The 17,243-nt window shown below is 68.8% G+C and carries 12 protein-coding genes; 6 read left to right on the forward strand and 6 right to left on the reverse strand.

Going from position 1 to position 17,243, the window contains the following annotated elements:
* Positions 1-75: 75 nt before the first annotated feature.
* Positions 76-1,317, reverse strand: a complete 1,242-nt coding sequence (locus ACSVC7_RS24575) for an ABC transporter substrate-binding protein (RefSeq protein WP_448207366.1) — start codon at positions 1,315-1,317, stop codon at positions 76-78.
* A 347-nt stretch (positions 1,318-1,664) separates the two neighbouring features.
* On the opposite strand from ACSVC7_RS24575, the gene ACSVC7_RS24580 reads away from it, so the two are divergent.
* The 6 genes from ACSVC7_RS24580 to queG all read left to right on the forward strand — a co-directional run bounded on the left by ACSVC7_RS24580 (position 1,665) and on the right by queG (position 8,374).
* Entirely contained in the window at positions 1,665-3,101 is a 1,437-nt protein-coding gene (locus ACSVC7_RS24580; protein WP_448207365.1) for an FAD-binding oxidoreductase, read from the forward strand.
* Between the two features lie 73 nt (positions 3,102-3,174).
* Positions 3,175-4,521 (forward strand): ABC1 kinase family protein, encoded by a 1,347-nt coding sequence (locus tag ACSVC7_RS24585; protein ID WP_448207364.1) that lies wholly within the window; start codon positions 3,175-3,177, stop codon positions 4,519-4,521.
* Between the two features lie 69 nt (positions 4,522-4,590).
* On the forward strand, positions 4,591-5,610 hold the full coding sequence (queA, locus tag ACSVC7_RS24590; RefSeq protein WP_448207363.1) for a tRNA preQ1(34) S-adenosylmethionine ribosyltransferase-isomerase QueA: 1,020 nt from the start codon (positions 4,591-4,593) through the stop codon (positions 5,608-5,610).
* Positions 5,610-6,776, forward strand: a complete 1,167-nt coding sequence (gene tgt, locus ACSVC7_RS24595) for a tRNA guanosine(34) transglycosylase Tgt (RefSeq protein ID WP_448207362.1) — start codon at positions 5,610-5,612, stop codon at positions 6,774-6,776. Before queA ends, tgt begins: the two co-directional genes overlap by 1 nt.
* Positions 6,777-6,876: 100 nt before the next feature.
* Positions 6,877-7,341 carry a preQ(1) synthase gene (gene queF, locus ACSVC7_RS24600; RefSeq protein WP_448207361.1) on the forward strand — a complete coding sequence of 155 codons (465 nt, stop codon included), beginning with the start codon at positions 6,877-6,879 and terminating at the stop codon, positions 7,339-7,341.
* Positions 7,328-8,374 carry a tRNA epoxyqueuosine(34) reductase QueG gene (gene queG, locus ACSVC7_RS24605; RefSeq protein ID WP_448207360.1) on the forward strand — a complete coding sequence of 349 codons (1,047 nt, stop codon included), beginning with the start codon at positions 7,328-7,330 and terminating at the stop codon, positions 8,372-8,374. The genes queF and queG overlap by 14 nt, the downstream gene beginning before the upstream one ends.
* Before the next feature lie 89 nt (positions 8,375-8,463).
* Here the strand turns inward: queG and ACSVC7_RS24610 are convergent, their stop codons facing one another.
* From ACSVC7_RS24610 to ACSVC7_RS24630, 5 genes are all read right to left on the reverse strand, one after another.
* On the reverse strand, positions 8,464-9,420 hold the full coding sequence (locus ACSVC7_RS24610; protein ID WP_448207359.1) for a glycosyltransferase family 9 protein: 957 nt from the start codon (positions 9,418-9,420) through the stop codon (positions 8,464-8,466).
* A gap of 10 nt (positions 9,421-9,430) precedes the next feature.
* On the reverse strand, positions 9,431-10,666 hold the full coding sequence (locus ACSVC7_RS24615) for an O-antigen ligase family protein (RefSeq protein WP_448207358.1): 1,236 nt from the start codon (positions 10,664-10,666) through the stop codon (positions 9,431-9,433).
* A 210-nt stretch (positions 10,667-10,876) separates the two neighbouring features.
* On the reverse strand, positions 10,877-13,279 hold the full coding sequence (locus ACSVC7_RS24620; RefSeq protein ID WP_448207357.1) for a methyl-accepting chemotaxis protein: 2,403 nt from the start codon (positions 13,277-13,279) through the stop codon (positions 10,877-10,879).
* A 118-nt stretch (positions 13,280-13,397) separates the two neighbouring features.
* Positions 13,398-14,600: a GNAT family N-acetyltransferase gene (locus ACSVC7_RS24625; protein ID WP_448207356.1), complete on the reverse strand. Its 1,203-nt coding sequence runs from the start codon at positions 14,598-14,600 to the stop codon at positions 13,398-13,400.
* A gap of 955 nt (positions 14,601-15,555) precedes the next feature.
* Positions 15,556-17,208 carry an acyl-CoA synthetase gene (locus ACSVC7_RS24630; protein WP_448207355.1) on the reverse strand — a complete coding sequence of 551 codons (1,653 nt, stop codon included), beginning with the start codon at positions 17,206-17,208 and terminating at the stop codon, positions 15,556-15,558.
* Positions 17,209-17,243 lie beyond the last annotated feature (35 nt).

The raw sequence follows: 17,243 nt of genomic DNA on the forward strand, positions 1-17,243 counted from the left end.
CGGTGGAGGGGGCTTGAGTTCCCTCCACCGCAAAAGCGGGGGAGGGTTAGGGAGGGGGCAAACCCTTGTTGGTTCTCACCCCTTCACGAACGGACAGGTGCTCTTCTCCAGCGGCAGAAAGGCCTCGCTTGCGGGGATGCTGCGGATGGGGGTGTAGTAGTCCCAGGCGCCCTTGCTCTCGGCCTTGCTCTTCACGCGGTAGAGGGTGAGGTCGTAGAGCACGCGGCCGTCCTTGCGGACGCTGCCCGGCGTGCCGAAGTAATCGGTCGGCATCGCCTTCATCCTGGCCGTGACCGCCTCCGCGTCGGTCGTGCCGGCCTCCTTCACCGCCTTCAGCCAGTGCAGGGTCGCAAGATAGGTGTTCGCCTGCTCCTTGGACGGCATCTTGCCGTGCCGGGCCAGGAAGCGTTGCGACCAGTCGCGGGTGCGGTCGGTCTGGTCCCAGTAGAAGCTTTCCGTCACGTAGAGCCCCTTGGCGAGGTCGAGCCCGAGGGAATGCACGTCGGTGATGAAGACGATGTAGCCCACCAGCGTCTGCCCGCCAGCGGGAAGGCCGAACTCGCTGGCCTGCTTGATGGCCGTGATGGTGTCGGACCCGACGTTGGCCAGCGCCACCACCTTCGCCCCGCTGCCCTGCGCCGTCAGCAGGTAGGAACCAAAGTCGCTGGTGCCGACCGGGTGCCGGACGCCGCCCACCACCGTGCCGCCCGCCTGCTTGATCGCCTCCGTCGCGGCCTTTTCCATGGCGGTGCCGAAGGCGAAGTCGGCGGTGATGAAGAACCAGCTCTTGCCGCCGGATTCGACCACCGCCCGCGTGGTGCCCACCGACAGGGCGTTGGTGTCGTCCGCCCAGTGGATCGTGTAGGGCGAGCATTGGGCGTTGGTCAGCTCGGTCGTGGTCGCGGCGCTGATCATCAGCACCCGCTTCTTCTCGCGCGCCACCGCCTGCACGGCCAGCGCGACCGAAGAGACGGGGATGTCGGTCACCATGTCGACGCCGTCCAGGTCGAACCACCGCCGCACGATGTTGGAGGCGACGTCCGGCTTGTTCTGCATGTCGGCCGAGACGACCTCGATGGGACGGCCGAGCACGGAGCCGCCGAACTCCTCCACCGCCATCTTCGCCGCCAGCGTCGCCCCGGTGCCGCCGATGTCCGACGCGAAGCCCTGCTCGTCCACCAGCACGCCGATCTTGACCGGCCCGGTCTTGCCCGAAGCGGTGCCCTGGGCCATTGCGTCGGCGCCTGCAAGCCCCACGCAAACGGCCAGCGCCGCCCCGGCGCATGCCGCGGCGAGCGCGTTCAGTGACGGTCTCATGTTTCCTCCCAACTTGCCTTTGTGCACGGCGTGTGGCCCGCCGCGTTCGCGTTCATGGTATCATTTGAAACCGTTCCGGTAAGGCCGAAACGTCGTGCACCCACACCGGACAGGCACCGGGACCGAATCCGAAATTCGGGGAAGGCCGGGCGCGGAAGAATGCTGTAAAGCACCTTTACGGAGTGGCCCTTGCGCGGCCGAACGCTTTAGTCTTGTTTCGCCAATTCTGCCATTCACGATCATAAAGTTTCCTTTTTGGCGTGAGCACGGTGCGGCCTCTCGCCCCTTCGCACAGCACCCGTCATCCCGCCGCGCCGGCCCCGAAACGACCCCCAGGGAGGTGTCCGATGGGCGATTTCATGGTGCGCACCGCCGACCGGCGGGACACGACCATCAGCCAGCAGGCCGTCGACGAACTGGCCGGGCAACTGCGCGGCCCCGTCCTGACGCCGCAGTCCGACGGCTATGAGGAGGCCCGCCAGATCTGGAACGCGATGATCGACCGGCGGCCCGGCCTGATCGTGCGCTGCGCCGGGGCCGCCGACGTGATGCGGGCCGTGCGCTTCGCGCGGGAGAACGGGCTGCTCGTCTCCGTGCGCGGCGGCGGGCACAACATCGCTGGCAACGCTCTGTGCGACGGCGGCGTGTTGATCGACCTCAGCGCTATGCGCTTCGTCCACGTCGATCCGATGAACCGGACGGCCCGCGTCGCTCCCGGCGCCACGCTGGGCGACGTGGACCGGGAGACGCAGGCCTTCGGGCTGGCCGTGCCGACCGGCATCAACTCGACCACCGGCATCGCCGGACTGACGCTGGGCGGCGGATTCGGCTGGCTGACGCGCAAGCACGGGCTGACCGTGGACAACCTGCTGGCCGCCGACGTGGTGACCGCCGACGGACGCTTCCTGCGCGCGGGCAAAAGCGAGACGGGCGGGGACGAGAACGCCGACCTGTTCTGGGCCATCCGGGGCGGCGGCGGCAACTTCGGGATCGTCACCTCCTTCACCTTCCGGCTCCACCCGGTAGGGCCGATGGTGCTGGCGGGGCTGGTCGTCCATCCCTTCGACCGGGCGGGCGAGCTGATGCGCCGCTACCGGGACATCGCGGCGGCCATGCCGGACGACACGGCCTGCTGGGTCGTGCTGCGCAAGGCGCCCCCACTCCCCTTCCTACCGGCCGAGGTGCATGGGCGCGCGGTGATGGTGTTCGCCATGTTCCACGCCGGAGACGAGGCCTCCGGCCTGAAGGCGCTGGAGCCCGTGCGTGCGCTGGGCGGGGCCTTGGGCGAGCATGTCGGCCCCATGCCTTACACGGCCTGGCAGTCGGCCTTCGACCCGCTGCTGGCGCCAGGCGCCCGGAACTACTGGAAATCGCACAACTTCACCCATCTGGAGGACGGGCTGATCGACCTGCTGGTGCAGGAGGCCGACAAGCTGCCGTCCGACCAGTGCGAGGTCTTCGTCGGGCAGCTCGGCGGGGCCGCCAACCGCATGCCGGTGGACGCCACCGCCTACCCCCACCGCGACGCCGCCTTCGTCATGAACGTGCACGCGCGCTGGGACGGCCCATCGAACGACAGCGCCTGCGTCGCCTGGGCGCGGGAGGTCTTCGACCGCAGCGCCCGCTACGCCACCGGTGGGGTGTACGTGAACTTCATCACGGAGGACGAACAGCGCGTCCAGGCCGCCTACGGCGCGAACTACGACAAGCTGAGGGCGCTGAAGCAGCAATACGACCCGACCAACATGTTCTGCGTGAACCAGAACATCGCGCCGGCATCCTGAAACCCAACGGACGACGCCGGTACCGCCCCGCGTGGGACTCGCCTTTCGGCCCAGCCGCACCCACCTATTCGGCATGCCGAACACAGACGAGAACACGCTGGGCGGCCGGATCGCGCGGTATGCGCGGGTCGGGACCGCCGTGGGGGGCCTTGCGGCCCGTTTCGCCGGCGAGCGGGTGCTGGGCATCCCCCTGGAACGCGAACGCCACGCATCCGAACTGCGCATGGCGCTGGGCGGCCTGAAGGGGCCGCTGATGAAGGTCGCGCAGCTGCTCTCCACCATTCCCGACGCGCTGCCGCGCGAGTATGTGCAGGAGCTGTCGCAGCTCCAGGCCGACGCGCCGTCCATGGGCTGGCCCTTCGTGAAGCGCCGCATGGCGAGCGAACTCGGCCCCGTCTGGCACAAGCGCTTCAAGAGTTTCGAGCACACGGCCGCCGCCGCGGCCTCGCTGGGCCAAGTGCACCGCGCCGTCGGGCTGGACGGGCGGGAACTCGCCTGCAAGCTCCAGTACCCCGACATGGCGTCGGCCGTTGAGGCGGACCTGCGGCAGCTCGGCCTGATCTTCGCGATCTTCGAGCGCAGCGACAGCGCCATCTCCACCAAGCAGATCCAGGCCGAGATCGGCGCGCGCCTGCGCGAGGAGCTGGACTATGAGCGCGAGGCCAAGCACGCCCGCCTCTACCGTGGGATGCTCGCCGAAACGCCCGGCGTCCATGTGCCGGAGGTGGTTCCGGACCTTTCCACTCGCCGCCTGCTGACGCTGGAGTGGGTGAACGGGCGCAAGATCCTCGACTTCGTGAAGGACCACCCGGACGCCCGCGACGAGCTGGCGATGAACATGTTCCGGGCCTGGTACGTGCCTTTCTATTGCTTCGGCGTCATTCACGGCGACCCGCATCTGGGCAACTACACGGTGCGGCCGGACCGGTCGATCAACCTGCTGGACTTCGGCTGCATCCGCGTCTTCCCAGCGCGCTTCGTGAAGGGCGTCATCGACCTGTACGACGCGCTGAAGACCGGCAACCAGGACAAGGCGGTGGAGGCCTACCGCATCTGGGGCTTCGGCAACCCCAGCAAGGAGCTGGTGGATGTCCTGAACATCTGGGCGCGCTTCGTCTACGCCCCGCTGATGGACGACCGCAGCCGCCGCATCGAGGAAACCAACGCCGGCCACTACGGCCGCGAGACGGCGGCCAAGGTGCATGCGGAGCTGCGCCGCGTCGGCGGCGTGGAGGTCCCGCGCGAGTTCGTCTTCATGGACCGCGCGGCCATCGGCCTGGGCTCGGTCTTCCTGCACCTGAACGCCGAGGTGAACTGGTACCGCCTGTTCCAGGAGATGATCCAGGGCTTCGACGTGGACGCGCTGCACGCCCGCCAGACGGCGGCGCTGACGGCGCAAGCTTTGCCGCTGCCAGAGTAACCCCCGACTCGTAATACATTTCGTAATGCTTTCCTCTTCCTTCCCGAATGGTCTATACGAGCGGCTTCCATGAAGACCGCCGATTTCGACTTCGACCTTCCGCCGGACCGGATCGCCGAGCATCCGGCCAAGCCGCGCGACGCCGCCCGTCTGCTGGACGTGGCGGAGCGCCTGCACGACCGCATCGTGCGCGACCTGCCCAGCCTGCTGGAGCCGGGCGACCTGATGGTGGTGAACGACACGCGCGTCATCCCCGCCCGGCTGGACGGCCGGCGCGGCGAGGTGCGCGTGGAGATCACGCTCCACAAGCGCGAGAGCGAGCGTGAGTGGGCGACCTTCGCCCGCCCCGGCAAGCGGCTGAAGCCCGGCGACGTCATCGCGATCGCCGACGACTTCGCGGCGGAGGTGGTCGCCAAGGACGGGATGGAGGTGCGCCTGCGCTTCTCCGTCGGCGGGCCGGCGCTGATGGAGGCGCTGCACCGCCACGGGCGCATGCCCCTGCCCCCCTACATCCGGCGGGAGGCGGACGAACAGGACGCCGCCGACTACCAGACCGTCTTCGCCGCAAGGGAGGGCGCCGTCGCCGCCCCCACCGCCGGCCTGCACTTCACGCCGGAGCTTCTGGCGGCGCTGGACGCGCGCGGCATCCGGCGCGTGCCGGTGACGCTGCACGTCGGCGCCGGCACCTTCCTGCCGGTGAAGGTGGAGGACATCGCGGAGCACCGCATGCACAGCGAGTGGGGCGAGATCTCCCCGGAAACGGCGGAGGCCGTGACCGCCACCCGCAAGGCCGGCGGGCGCATCGTCTCGGTCGGGACCACGGCGCTGCGCATCCTGGAGACGGCGGGACTGGCGGACGGCACGCTGCCGCCCTTCAGCGGCGACACGGACATCTTCATCACCCCCGGATACCGCTTCAAGATCGTGGACCTTCTGTTGACCAACTTCCACCTGCCCCGCTCGACCCTGTTCATGCTGGTCTGCGCCTTCGCCGGCATGGACCGCATGAAGGCGGCCTACGCGCACGCCATCGACAACGGGTACCGTTTCTTCAGCTACGGCGACGCGTCGCTGCTCCGGAGGGTTTGATGACCGGGATCGGGTTCGAGCTTCTGACGACCGACGGGCGCGCCCGCCGCGGGCGGGTCAGCACAGCGCACGGCGTCATCAACACCCCGGCCTTCATGCCCGTGGGCACCGCCGCCACCGTCAAGGCGATGACCACGGACGCCGTGAAGTCCACGGGTGCGGAAATCCTGCTGGGCAACACCTACCACCTGATGCTGCGCCCGACGGCGGAGCGGGTGGCGCAGCTGGGCGGCCTGCACCGATTCATGAACTGGGACAAGCCGATCCTGACGGACAGCGGCGGCTTTCAGGTCATGTCGCTGTCGGACCTGCGGACCATGACCGAGGAGGGGGTGACCTTCAAGTCGCACCTGGACGGCAGCAAGCACCACCTGACGCCGGAACGCTCCATCCAGATCCAGCACATGCTGGACAGCAACATCACCATGTGCCTGGACGAGTGCACGCCCTTCCCCGCCACCGAAGCGCAGGCGGCCTCCTCCATGCGGCTGTCGATGCGCTGGGCCAGGCGCAGCAAGGATGCCTTCGTCGAGCGGCCCGGCTACGGCCTGTTCGGCATCGTGCAGGGCAGCGTCTATCCCGACCTGCGGGCGGAGAGCGTGGCGGCCCTGACCGACATCGGCTTCGACGGCTACGCCATCGGCGGGCTGGCGGTCGGCGAGGGTCAGGAGACGATGTTCACCGTGCTGGACTTCACCGAGCCGCTGATGGTCAAGGACCGCCCGCGTTACCTGATGGGCGTCGGCCGGCCGAGCGACCTGATCGGCGCGGTGCGGCGCGGCGTGGACATGTTCGACTGCGTGATGCCCACCCGGTCGGGGCGCACAGGCCAGGCCTTCGTGCGGCGCGGCACCATCAACATCCGCAACGCCCGCCACGCCCACGACGAGCGCCCGCTGGATGAAGAGTGCGGCTGCCCCGCTTGCCGGAACCACAGCCGCGCCTATCTGCATCACCTGTTCAAGGCGGGCGAGATGCTGGGGCCGATGCTGCTGACCTGGCACAACCTGCATTACTACCAGGACCTGATGGCCGAGCTTCGCCAAGCCATCGAGGACGGCCGCTTCGAGGAGGTCGCGTCGGCGCTGGAAGCCCGCCTGAACGAGGGCGACATTCCGGCGGTTGCCGACCCACTCGCAAAAGCCGGAAAAGAGGCGGTTTCGTAGGTTGGGTTGAGCGTCCGCGAAACCCAACATCTCCGCGAGGCCGAGTGCGTTGGGTTTCGCCTGCGGCTCAACCCAACCTACATGTCACATGAGATCGACCATGTCTGAGAACATCTATGCCGGCCTGACGCAGCTCGGCGGCTCCACCGTCCAGCCGAAGACGCCGGAAGAGGCGGTGCTGGAGCGGGTGCCGAACCCGAACCCCGGTGAGCAATACCTCGTGCGCTTCACGGCGCCGGAATTCACCTCGCTCTGCCCCATCACCGGACAGCCGGACTTCGCGCATCTGGTCATCGACTATGTGCCCGGCGACTGGTTGGTGGAGTCGAAGTCGCTGAAGCTGTTCCTGACCAGCTTCCGCAACCACGGCGCCTTCCACGAGGCCTGCACGGTCGGCATCGGCAAGCGCCTCGTCGATGAGCTGAAGCCGGTGTGGCTGCGCATCGGCGGCTACTGGTACCCGCGCGGCGGCATCCCCATCGACGTGTTCTACGCCACCGGCGAGCCGCCCAAGGGCGTCTGGATTCCGTCGCAGGAGGTCCAGCCCTACCGTGGCCGCGGCTGATCCCACCCTCGTTCGCGAAGCCATCCGGGACCGGGCGCTGGCGCTCGGGTTCGATGCGGTGGGTTTCGCCAGGGCGGAACTGGGCGAGGAGGCCAAGGCCCGGCTGGCGGAGTTCCTGCGCCAGGGCCGGCACGGCGACATGGGCTGGATGGAGGACAAGGCCGACCGCCGCGTCCACCCCCAGGCCCTGTGGGCGGAGGCGCGCACCGTCATCGCGCTCGGCACCAGCTACGCCCCGGCGGAGGACCCGCGCGCCCTGCTGGCGCACCCGGACCGTGGCATCGTCTCCGTCTACGCGAAGAACCGCGACTATCACGACCTGATCAAGGGCCGGCTGAAGACGCTGGGCCAGTGGATCGCCCACACCCACAAGGCCGAGCTGAAGGTCTTCGTGGACACGGCCCCCGTCATGGAAAAGCCCCTGGCGGAGAAGGCCGGCCTCGGCTGGCAAGGCAAACACACGAACCTCGTGTCGCGCGACCATGGCTCCTGGCTGTTCCTGGGCGAGGTCTACACGACGCTGGACCTACCGCCCGACGAGGCTGGAAAGGACCGCTGCGGCAACTGCCGGCGCTGCCTGGATGCCTGCCCGACCGGGGCCTTTCCCGCGCCCAACCAGCTCGACGCGCGGCGCTGCATCTCCTACCTGACCATCGAGCACAAGGGGCCGATCCCCGAGGAGCTGCGCCCGCTGATGGGCAACCGCATCTACGGCTGCGACGACTGTCTGGCCGCCTGTCCCTGGAACAAGTTCGCCCACCGGTCCCGCGAGGCCGCCTTCCTGCCGCGCGCGGAGCTGACGGCACCCCGGCTGGCCGATCTGGCGCAGTTGGACGACGCGGGCTTCCGGCAGGTGTTCAGCGGCTCGCCCATCAAGCGGATCGGGCGGGACCGGTTCGTGCGGAATGTGCTGGTGGCGCTGGGGAACACGGGCGACGCGCGGCACGCGCCGGTGGCCGAGGCGCTGTTGGACGACGCCAGCGACGTGGTGCGCGACGCGGCAGGCTGGGCGCTGGGGCGGTTGCGGGGCTAAGCCCTGGTGCCCCCCCGTCCCTCCCCCGCTGGCGCGGGAGAGGGGGCAGGAGTCGGCGGCAGTCCCCTCCACCTCGAAGAGGGGGAGGGTTAGGGAGGGGGCACGGTCTGCGGAGGGGGCACGGCCTCCGCCGCAACCCCATCCACCGCTGCGACCACCCCCGCCACATCCATGTCCGCGAAATCCGGGCGGTGGTGGATCACGACGCGCGGCCCATTCGTGTGGATCGGGTGGGAGGCGTCGGAGAAGACCGCCACGGTCGGGCAGCCGATGGCCGCCACCAGATGGGTCGGGCCGGTGTCGTTGCCGACGGCGGCCCAGGCGCGGCGGGCGAGTCCGGCGATCTCCGGGATGCTGGTCCGATTGGTCAGGTCCACGGCCTGCGGGCAAGCCGCGACGATAGCCTGCGCCAGTTCGGATTCGATGGCTGTCCCCAGCACCACCGGTGTGACGCCGCGCGCCGCGAGGATGGTCGCCAGCTCTCCATAGCGCTCGGCCGGCCAGCGCTTGTCGGGCCGGCCGGGGGAGGAGCCGGGGATCAGCAGCGCGTAGGGAGCCTTGATGCCGAAGCGGCTGGTGTCGGCGTCCAGCCAGGACAGGTCCGGCGTGTCGTCCAGCACGATCCCGAAGGGGGCGAGCTGGCGGGTGTAGCGCGCCAGCACCGGCACCTTGCGGCGGCCCGGATAGCGGTCGGCGTGGGAGGCGCCAAGCGCCGTGCCCGACCATTCCGGCCAGGGACCGGGGGCGAGCAGCCAGAAATACCGATCCGTGCGCGGCTGCGCCTGGAGGTCGTACACGCGGTCGAACCGCCCGGCGCGCAGCAGGCGCCGCACCCGCAGATAGGAGCCGAGTGAGCGCTCGCGCGGGTCCTCCAGCACCTCGTCGAACAGGCCGCTGAGGCGGGCGAGCGGGGCCAGCGACGGCAGCGTCAGCAGCGCCAGATGGTCGCCCGCGTGGTGCCGCCGGATCGCGGCGAAAGCCGTCTGCGCCAGGAAGAAGTCGCCGAAGGCGCCCAGCTTGACGATCAGGATGCGGCGCCGGCCCATTCCGCCCCTCTCACTCGTCCTGGGCGGGGGCGCGGGAGGCCAGACGCAGCATCAGGCCGGACGCCAGGATGCCGGCCATCCACCAGGCCTGCCAGATGCCGTAGGCCGTGCTGACCATGGCGAGCCCGGCGGCAAAGAGGGCCAGCGCGAAGGGCTGCTCCCGCCGCTCCATCCGCCCGGTGCCGAACAGCAGCATCAGCGCCGCCGCCAGCGCCAGCAGCGCGCCGACCCCGCCCAGCTCCAGCCAGACCTGGAGGAAGGCATTGTGGGGGTGCAACGGCAGCAGGCTGTCGGTGATCGTGCCGAAATGAGAGACCTCGCCCTGCGGCGTCAGCGCGCGGGAGGCGTCGATGCCCTGCCCCAGGATCGGGCTGGTCAGCGCGCGCTCGGCGGCCATGCCCCAGATCTCCACGCGGTGCTTGGCCGACAGGAACAGCCACTCCGCCGCGTCCAGATTCAGCACGCGGTCGAGCAGCAGGACCAGCGGCAGCACGCCGACGAAGGCGACCGTCAGCGCCGTTCCCAGCACCGCGCGGACCAGCCGCGGCGACCAGCTGGCGACCGCGAAGACGACCAGCCCCACGGCGATGCCCATCATGGCCGACCGACTGGTCAGCAGCAGGCAGGCGGCGGCGTAGCCGATGGGGAGCAGCAGCCCCAGCCCCTTCCGCCCGGCGCGGTCCAGCGCCATGGCCGCCGGCCAGACGAGCAGGCACAGCAGGGCCGCCGTGCGCTTGGGCACGTTGCTTTCCGCGACGGGAGCGTCGGCGGGGATGTGGTTCCACCAGCGGTGCAGCGGGAAGTTCAGCGCGGCCTCCGCCGCGAACAGGGCGACGCCCGCCAGGACACCGGCGAGGAACAGCCCGGTCAGCCGTCGCGCCTCCACCGCCGGCAGCGACGATATCCAGGCCCCGCCGGACAGGGCGCCCAGGGCGATGTAGCCGATCTCCACCACCGTCAGCCCGGCCCGCGACGAGGGGCTCCAGAGGATGGACAGGGTGGCGAGCAGCAGGAAGGCCAGCACCACCGCCGTTCCCGGCAAGGCCCGCTGCAACCGCCCCAGCGCGTCGCGCCGGGCCAGCCCGACCAGCGCAATCACCGCGACCAGAATCGCCCAGACCGGCAGGCCGCGCGGCGCCATCGCCGCCAACGGCCCAAGCAGCAGCGCCGCCAGCCCGGCCAAGGTCGCCAGGATCACGTCGGGGACCGTCCTGGAGGAGTCGCGCTGTGACAGGGAGAAAGCCATGGGATCTCGAGTCGGGAAGGCACCGGGCGCGGCTTAACAGATGGTTTGGGGGAAAGCAACCGGGACGGGTCGGGCAGCGGTTGCCCCCTCCCTAACCCTCCCCCGCCTTTGGCGGTGGAGGGGACTGCCGCCGCATTTTCCCGAAGCTCCTGCCCCCTCTCCCGCCGAAGGCGGGGGAGGGATGGGGAGGGGGCAAAGCAACGCGCCCCCTTACGCCGACCGCACCTTGTTCAGGAAGCCCTGCACTTCCGACCGCAGATGTTCGGCTTGGCCGGCCAGCGTGCGGCTGGCGTCCAGAACGGCGTCGGCGGCGCCGCCGGTCTTGGTGGCGGCGTGGGTCACCTCGGCGATGTGGCGCATCACCTGCTGGGTGCCCTCGGCGGCCTGATTGACGTTCTGGGCGATCTCGCGGGTGGCGAGGCCCTGCTGCTCCGTCGCCTGGGCGATGTCCGTCACGGTGCGGCTGATGGTGCCAACGGCGTCGGAGATGGTGCGGATCGCCTCCACGGCACCGCCGGTCGCCGCCTGCATCTCCGCGACCTGGGAGGAGATCTCCTCCGTGGCCTTGGCGGTCTGGCCGGCGAGGTTCTTCACCTCCGTCGCCACGACCGCGAAGCCCTTGCCGGCCTCGCCCGCACGGGCCGCCTCGATGGTCGCGTTCAGCGCCAGCAGGTTGGTCTGTTCCGCGATCTCCCCGATCAGCACGACCACCTGCCCGATGCGCTGGGCGGCGTCGGCCAGTCCTTCGACGATGGCGTTGGTCTCGTGCGCCTTTTCGGCGGCACCCACGGCGGCCTGGGAGCTGCTGTTGAGCTGGCGCGAGATTTCGGCGATAGAGGAGGACAGCTCCTCCGCCGCCGCGGCGACCGAATGGACGTTGCTGGACGCCTGCTCCGACGCCTCGGCGACGGCGCTGGACTTGGCGGTGGTGAGCGACGCGTCCGACGACATCTCCTGCGCGTCGCGGCCCAGGTTGGAGGCGGATTCGGTCAGCGCCTGCACGACGCCGGACACCGCCTGCTCGAAGCCGGAGGCGAACTCGTTCATGGTGCGGCGGCGGTCGGCGTCAATCTGCCGGCGCATCTCCTCCCGCTCGACCTCCATGCGCTGCATCTCCAGCGCGTTTTCCTTGAAGATGCTCAGCGCCTGCGCCACGGCGCGCAGCTCGTCCTTGCGGTCGCCGCCGGGGATGTCCACGGTCAGGTCGCCTTCCGCCAGACGGCCCATGGCACTGGTGATGGCGTGCAGCGGGTGGGTGATGGCGCGGTCGATGACCCAGGCCAGCGCGCCGCCCAGCACCAGCGAGATCAGCGCGCCGACGAAGATGAAGGTGCTGGCGCTGGCCCGGCCGCTCTCCCGGTCGTCGCGCTGGATGGTGACGAGCTGCGCCACCTGATCGCTGACCGCGCCGGCGGCCTTCGCCATGGTCTTCGAGGCGGCGCGCTGGTTGTCGGAGGCCGTGACGAGCGCGGCGAACTCGCCGTCGAAGGCCCGCGCGGCCTCCGTGATCGCGGCGATCAGCGCGCGCCCGTCGGCGTCGACCAGCACGGCACCGGCCTGCTTGGCAAGTTCCAGCGTTTCCGTCACCGCCTTGGACACGGCGGCGCGCGCGTCGGCGCCGCCGGCCAGCAGGAAGTCGCGCTGGCCGAGCATGGCGGCCTGCGCGTTCTGGATCAGGCGCATGGCGATGCCGCGCAGCTGCACGGCCTCGTTCACCTCGCTCTGGGCGTAGCCGGCCGCCTCCTGGAGCGCCGCCGAGACGGAGGCCTGATTCTCCTGCATCTCGTGGGCGAGCTTCTGGATCGTCTGCGCGTAGCGGTCCAGCCCCTGGACACGGGCCGGCGGGATCTCGTCGGACTCGCTCGCGCGGGCCTGATCGAAGGCCGTGCGGTAGTCGCGCGCGGTGACGACGATCTTCTTGGCCAGATCCTCGTCGTTGGTGCCGGTCAGATCCTTCTCGATCGCTTCGGCGGTGGACAGCAGGGTGGCGACCGCCTTGCCGGCCGCGTCCACGGTCGCCGGGGCGCGGGTGCGCAGGAATTCCGACTGGAGACGGCGCGCCTCCAGCACCGTTTCGATCAGCCGGTCGGCGCGGTCGGAGGTCTCGCGGCTCTGGCGGACGGCGTGTTCGGCGTCCTTCAGGCTGACCATGTTCTGGTCGTAACGGTCGGACTGCTGGCTGCCGATCTTCTCGGCGATCTCCTTCAGGGCGCGGGCACGGGCTTCCATGCTCTGGGTGCGGGCGCGGGCGTCCTTGTCCTGGGCGACGAAGTTGGCGAAAGCGGCGCGGTAGCCATCAATGCCCGCCAGCACGTCGTCGAGCAGGCGGAGGCTGCCGGCATCGTCCAGGGCGGAGCGGCTCTCGCTCGCCTCCGCGCGCAGCTTCTCCAGCATGCCCGGCACGTTGGAGGCCGCCTGCGCGTCGCGTTCGGTGACGAAGCGGGCTTCCTCGATGCGCACGGCCTTCAAACGCCCGTCCAGTTCGGCGGTGTGCGCCGCCAGATCGACACGCCCGGCGTAGGTCCGCAGGCTGCTCCAGCCCACGAAGGCTACGGCGACCGTCAGGAGAAGGACGGTTGCGAAACCAAGCGCGATCCGCGTTCCGATCGTCATAAAGTCGGGCTCCCCCGCGTCTTCGGGTACCGCTGTGCCGGTACTCCGCCCTTATCGAGCCACCTTGCGCGTAAAAGGGTTAATTTCTGGTATGACCATCTTGCGGAGGACGCAAGCCTCAAAAGCGATCCGGCATCCAGGGGGCCGGTCCCGAGAAAAGGATGGAGGCGACGTATACGGATTCGTCGTCGCCTTCGGCCATTCCAACCTGGCGGAGAAGAGGCGCTGAAACACGACCGCCATAGAGTGCGGCGAGGGCTGCCACGTCCAGCGTCAGGCCGGGCGACTCGGGCTGCGGGCGGGGCGGCTCAAGGCGCACGACGGTTGCGCGCCCGCCCGACACGGCCAATTGGAAGCAGCCCGTGTTCGCGGCGAACAGCGGGTCGGTAACGGTGAGACGCAGCGCGGCCTCCACCCCCGGCGGGTAGCCGCGCGCGGCGAGTGCCTGCTCCACGTCCAACACGCGCAGCAGCCATTCCTCCCGCGCATCGATCCGCGCGCCGGTTTCGGGGGCGAGCAAAGCCAGCGGGTCGTCCGGCCCGCCGCGCCAGCGCACCCGGTCCACCTGCGCGCGGTAGCCGGCCAGGAGACTCAGGGCGAGCCGCACCGCCCGGCCACTCAGCAAACAATGATCGGCGACGAAGAGGCTGCGGCGCTTGGGCGGCGCCACGGCGATGTAGCCCTCCGGCCGCCCGTCCGGGCCGGTCAGCAGGAAGACGTCGGCGGCTTCCCCGTAGGGCCGCAGGGTGAAGCTCCACAGCCCCTCGTTCCGCTCGACCAGCCCGTTGGCAGTGGCGAGCAGCGCGCGGCGAAGCGCCGCCAGCGGCGTCGCGTCATCGGAGGAGATGCGCCGGATGCTGCCGTCCGGGGGCGGAGGGGCGGCGCCGAGGGCCGAGGCCGGAAGGCTCCAGTCGAAGGACACGCCGGCCCGCCCGTAGCCGGCCTTGGCGTAGAGCCCGAGGGTTGCGGGGTAGAGGACGGACAGCGCAGCCCCGCCGGCCCGCGCCTCCTCCAGAATGTTGCGGACGAGGGCGGAGCCGTGCCCCCTCCCCCGCTCCGCCGGGTCGACCGTCAGCGCGGCAACGCCCTGCGCCGGCACCGGGTGCCCGCCGAACCACTGGTCCATCGGCCAGACCGCGGCGCTGCCGACCAGCCGCCCGCCCTGGCGCAGGCCGCGCAGCACCTCCGGCCCGAACAGATCCACCGACCGGTCGAAGAACTCGCGCGGAATGCCGAAGCCCTGGCGGACCAGGGCCGCGGCAGTGTCGAGGTCAGCGGGGTGAAGGAGGCCGTATGCGGGAAAGGATTCAATGGGGGCCATTTTTCTCCATCAACCAGGAGGAACGCGCAGCCTCGCCCGTCGGCACCTATATCTGCTGCCCTAGATTAACCTATCGAACAGTGCCTCCGGCAAGCTGAGACATTCAGTTTGCAAGAGAGTGTCTGCCGATGTTCGTTGCTGACGTTGGCAAGCAGATCCGAAAAGGCTTTTTGAAATCGGCGTCGTGATGTTGCGGTAGCAAAGCCCTTTCGAGCGCTCAAACCCATTTAGCGTTTCAAAGCCGCAAGATCCGGCTTGTCAGGGAAGATCCAGCTTCGCGCCAAAGATCCTGCTTCAACCCAAACATCGTGCTTGCACACCAAGATCGACAAGTCGCCTAAGATCTCCTTCGTCGCCTAAGATAACGATCTCGGCTGAGATAAGCCTGCTAACGCCTGCAATGTTCGGATAAAACAAACATTGTCGGCGTGCTAGCACGCCAGCGTGCCAGCACGCTGATAAGACAACTTTTTCCGACGGTGAAAGTGCAGGAAGAGCCGATACCCTCAGATGGTTCAGAGGCATCGCTTACCTTTACTTCTGATTTTTCAGGAGTCGCCGTTACTCACCCTTGACACGGGGCGATCCACCGCAATACTCTTATGCAGCTGGAATGAAATGGCCAGCGGCATCTTTCCCATGCCGCTGGCCATAGAAATTACCGGCCGCTAATGGCCGGGCTGCCGCCTAAATTCGACGAACGCAATTCGATTTAAGCACAGCCTGCGTCAGTTTTCCATCCAGAATCAACAGGTAGAGAATGACTGATGCTCAATCGTGTGCTCACCGGTGTCCTTGCTGCTCATGCCCAACTCACACAAGCGGGAGAATGGGAAGCAGATTGGCGCAAAGGGGCATTTTTTGGCGGGTTCTACTCTTGCTTGACATGTTCCTAGATTAAAATAGTGCATAGTATAATGCGGCGCCCGGTTGGAGTGGGCGCCGCATTTTCCCATTACGCCTGCTCGTTCAACGCACGGGCCTGCTCGCGCAGGACGTACTTCTGGATCTTGCCGGTGGAGGTCTTCGGCAGGGCCGTGAAGACCACGGTGCGCGGGCACTTGAAGTGGGCGAGGTGTTGGCGGCAGTAGGCGATCACCTCCGCCTCGGTCAGGGTTACGCCCTCCTTCACGGTGACGAAGGCGCAGGGCGTCTCGCCCCACTTCTCGTCGGGACGGGCGACGACGGCGGCCTCGACGATGGAGGGGTGCTTGTAGAGGACCGACTCCACCTCGATGGTCGAGATGTTCTCGCCGCCGGAGATGATGATGTCCTTCGAGCGGTCCTTCAGCTCGATGTAGCCGTCCGGATGCCAGACGCCGAGGTCGCCGGTGTGGAACCAGCCGCCGGAGAAGGCCTCCTGCGTGGCACGAGGGTTCTTCAGGTAGCCCTTCATGACGGTGTTGCCGCGCATGAAGATCTCGCCCATCGTCACGCCGTCCTTGCGGGTCGGCTGGAGCGTGTTGGGGTCGGCGACCATCAGCCCTTCCAGCGTGGCGTAGTTGACGCCCTGCCGGGCCTTCAGCGCCGCGCGCTCCTCCAGCGGCAGCGCGTCCCAACGCTCGTGCCAAGCACAGATGGTGACGGGGCCGTAGACCTCGGTCAGGCCGTAGACGTGGGTGACGTCGAAACCGACATTCTCGATCTTCTCGATCACCGCGGCGGGCGGGGCGGCGCCGGCGGTCATCATCTTGATGCCGCGCGGGATGTCGCGCTTCTGATCGGCCGGTGCGTTGACGATCAGGCCCATGATGATCGGCGCGCCGCACATGTGGGTGACGCCGTGGTCGGCGATGGCGTCGTAGATGCCCTTGGCGGTGATGGCACGCAGGCAGACGTTGGTGCCGGCCATCGCCGTGACCGTCCAGGGGAAGCACCAGCCGTTGCAGTGGAACATCGGCAGCGTCCACAGATACACGGGATGGTGCGGCATCGCCCAGGTCAGCACGTTGCCCATGGCGTTCAGGTAGGCGCCGCGATGATGGTAGACGACGCCCTTCGGGTTGCCGGTGGTGCCCGAGGTGTAGTTCAGCGCGATGGCCTGCCATTCCTTCGCCGGCATCGGCCAGTCGAAGGCGGGGTCGCCGGTTTCCAGGAAGGCTTCATAGGTCTGCTCGCCGATCAGCTCGCCGCCCTTGGCCTGCGGGTCGTCGATGTCGATGACGATGGGGCGGCGCGCCGGCTCCAGCATGCTCACCGCCTTAGCGATGACGCCGGAGAATTCGCGGTCGGTCAGCAGGACCTTGGCCTCGCCATGCTCCAGGATGAAGGCCAGAGCCTCGGCGTCCAGGCGGATGTTCAGGGCGTTCAGCACCGCGCCGGCCATCGGCACGCCGAAATGCGCCTCGAAGGACTCCGGCGTGTTGGGGGCCATGACCGCCACCGTGTCGCCGAGCCCGATGCCGCGCTTGGTCAGCGCCGAGGCGAGGCGCACGCAGCGCTCGTAGGTCTCCGCCCAGCTGCGGCGGACCGGGCCGTGGATGACGGCGATGCGGTCCGGATAGACGGCGGCCGTGCGGCGCAGGAAGGAGAGAGGCGACAGCGGCACCGTGTTGGCCGCGTTCTGGTCGAGGTCGGTCTCGTATGGGTTGTGCCGGGCGTCGGTCATGCAGGCCTCCCTTTGATTCTCGTTGGCGTCGAATC

This window comes from Azospirillum mesophilum (assembly GCF_053470405.2).

Excerpts from the sequence above, each read along its gene's own strand:
- queF (WP_448207361.1), top strand. The coding sequence starts at position 6,877 with ATGTCTGAGAACATCTATGCCGGCCTGACGCAGCTCGGCGGCTCCACC.
- ACSVC7_RS24585 (WP_448207364.1), top strand. The coding sequence starts at position 3,175 with ATGCCGAACACAGACGAGAACACGCTGGGCGGCCGGATCGCGCGGTAT.
- queA (WP_448207363.1), top strand. The coding sequence starts at position 4,591 with ATGAAGACCGCCGATTTCGACTTCGACCTTCCGCCGGACCGGATCGCC.
- ACSVC7_RS24625 (WP_448207356.1), bottom strand. The coding sequence starts at position 14,600 with ATGGCCCCCATTGAATCCTTTCCCGCATACGGCCTCCTTCACCCCGCT.
- ACSVC7_RS24610 (WP_448207359.1), bottom strand. The coding sequence starts at position 9,420 with ATGGGCCGGCGCCGCATCCTGATCGTCAAGCTGGGCGCCTTCGGCGAC.
- ACSVC7_RS24630 (WP_448207355.1), bottom strand. The coding sequence starts at position 17,208 with ATGACCGACGCCCGGCACAACCCATACGAGACCGACCTCGACCAGAAC.
- ACSVC7_RS24580 (WP_448207365.1), top strand. The coding sequence starts at position 1,665 with ATGGGCGATTTCATGGTGCGCACCGCCGACCGGCGGGACACGACCATC.
- ACSVC7_RS24620 (WP_448207357.1), bottom strand. The coding sequence starts at position 13,279 with ATGACGATCGGAACGCGGATCGCGCTTGGTTTCGCAACCGTCCTTCTC.
- ACSVC7_RS24615 (WP_448207358.1), bottom strand. The coding sequence starts at position 10,666 with ATGGCTTTCTCCCTGTCACAGCGCGACTCCTCCAGGACGGTCCCCGAC.
- tgt (WP_448207362.1), top strand. The coding sequence starts at position 5,610 with ATGACCGGGATCGGGTTCGAGCTTCTGACGACCGACGGGCGCGCCCGC.
- ACSVC7_RS24575 (WP_448207366.1), bottom strand. The coding sequence starts at position 1,317 with ATGAGACCGTCACTGAACGCGCTCGCCGCGGCATGCGCCGGGGCGGCG.